Origin of the sequence: Streptomyces sp. NPDC058000 (assembly GCF_042886435.1) — a bacterium.
In the GTDB taxonomy this organism is placed as follows: domain Bacteria; phylum Actinomycetota; class Actinomycetes; order Streptomycetales; family Streptomycetaceae; genus Streptomyces.
On sequence record NZ_JBHVQS010000132.1, the window covers coordinates 1 to 2,028 of the forward strand.

Annotated in this window: 1 protein-coding gene; it reads left to right on the top strand. The window is 65.7% G+C overall.

Annotation, left to right across the window (positions count from 1 at the left end; all coding sequences use genetic code 11):
• Window positions 1-21: 21 nt before the first annotated feature.
• Window positions 22-2,028: hypothetical protein (locus ACFVT2_RS43285; protein ID WP_390027987.1), on the top strand; the 2,007-nt coding region annotated here is incomplete at its 3' end.

Below are 2,028 nucleotides of genomic sequence, written 5' to 3' on the forward strand. Positions count from 1 at the left end.
GATGCCAAGACCAAGCCTGTCATGGCGGGCTTCGAGCGGGATCTGACGGGCAAGTACATCCCTGCACTGCTCAGGTTCGGATCGTCTGCGCGCGAGGGATTCCAGGAGTTCCGCAACTCCGACATCGTCGTGACCACGATGGACCGCATCGGTGCCGTCATGGACAAGGTCCTCGACACGGGGAGGTCCATCGCCCCGGCGGTCAGCTCGATCGTGTCGTCGCTCGGCAAGGCCTCTGCCGCACTGGGTGTGTCGACCTGGGAGATCTTCCTCTCGACGCTCGAGGCGTCTGCACGCGTGCTTGATGCGACGCTCGTGCCCGCCCTGAACGTGACCGCCAGCCTGATGGAGAACAACCAGGGTGCAGTCGTCGCCCTCGCTGCGGCGTGGCTGGCGTTCAAGACCATCCCGTCGATCGTCGGCCGTGTCGGATCCGCTATCCAGCCGGTGACCACTGCAGCACAATCGGCGACCAGGGCCACTGCAGGACTGCGCGCCGGCGTGACCGCGATCCGTAGCGACTTCACCAGGCTCGCGCCGCAGATCGGCGTCACTGGTGCGGCAATGCGAGCGCTGGGTAACAACTCGTCGACGATCCGCGGAATGCAGAACGCGTTCATCGGGTCATCCACTGCTGCGGGCGGATTCGCGCGTGCGGTCCGCGTCGGTGTGACCCCCGCGCTGGGCGCGATGCGCTCTGCAGGGTCGAGTCTTGCGGGATTCCTGGGCGGCCCTTGGGGTGTCGCATTGATGGCGGCGACGTTCGCGGTCATCAACTACCAGAAGGGCGTGGCGGCGGCCGCGAACCAGAACCGCATCCTGTCCGACTCGGCGCAGCGCTCCGCGACAGCGCACTCCGAACTGTTCAAGACGATGGCCACGGGCAATGAAGGTGAAGTCTTCGAGAAGGTCGTCGCGAATATGCGCGATCTGCGTCAGGAGCAGCAGACGCTCGCTACGACGTCGACGAGTCGACTGCAGCAGTCTGTCGCCGTCCTCGACGCGTTCGGCCGCGCAATCGGTATCACACGCGGCGAGACAGTCGACGCCGCCGTCGCACAAGATCGGCTCGCGGACTCGGGCGAGGCGGTCGCCGGGACCCTTGAGCGCCAGAAGATCTCGAACGAGGAACTCGGTCGGGCGGTCTCGGGGTCCGAGGCTGAGTACGTCAAGCTCAGCCAGCGGCTCATCGCCTCCGGTCGCGATGGGGAGGTTGCCGCGTCGTGGCTGCGCGAGCAGCGTGCGGAGTACCAGCAGCTCCAGGAGGCTATGAAGCGGATTGGTCCCGTTGGGGCCGAGATCTCGGCTGGATTGCAGGAGATCGCCGGTGCGGCGGGCGACAGCAACAAGAAGCTGTCGGGACTCGAGACCGTGCTGAGGGCACTGGGCATCTTGGAGACCGATTCTCAGGCCGCGCTGTTCTCCACTGCGGAAGCGGTGCGCGAGATCGCGGAAGCGGCCGCGAAGGGTGCTGATCCCATCGGCGGGCTCGGTCAGGATCTGCTCGACCTGAACGACAACCTCAACCCGGACAAGTCGAACGCGAAGTTGCTGCGCGAGAGCCTGATCGACCTGGGAGGTGAGTTCAAGAACCTTGCCGTCAGCGGCATGACCGGCGCCGAGGCATATGGGCACATCGAGGGTGGGCTGAAGTCCCTCGCGGATATGTACAAGCTGCCGATTGAGAAGGTCGCAGAGCTGGCTCGGCAGTTCGGCATCGTGCCCGACGTCGTCGATACCGCGCTCGTCGTCGAGGGTGGCCCCGAGGCTTACCGCGCGATCACCGAGCTGAAGCTCAGGCTCGACGAGCTGCCGGACGGCGCGCCGAAGGTCATCACGATGTTCGTCCAGGACGAGCAGGCACGGAAGGCGCTTGAGGACGCCGGCAACAAGGTCGAGCTGATCGACGGCAAGACCGGCGAGATCCGAGTGACCGCGAAGACGGAACTCTTCGACACCGGTGTCGCGCTCGTCCAGCAAAAGATGCGCGAGGTTGGGGCCCAGGTCGCCAGCCCGAAGATCCTGGCC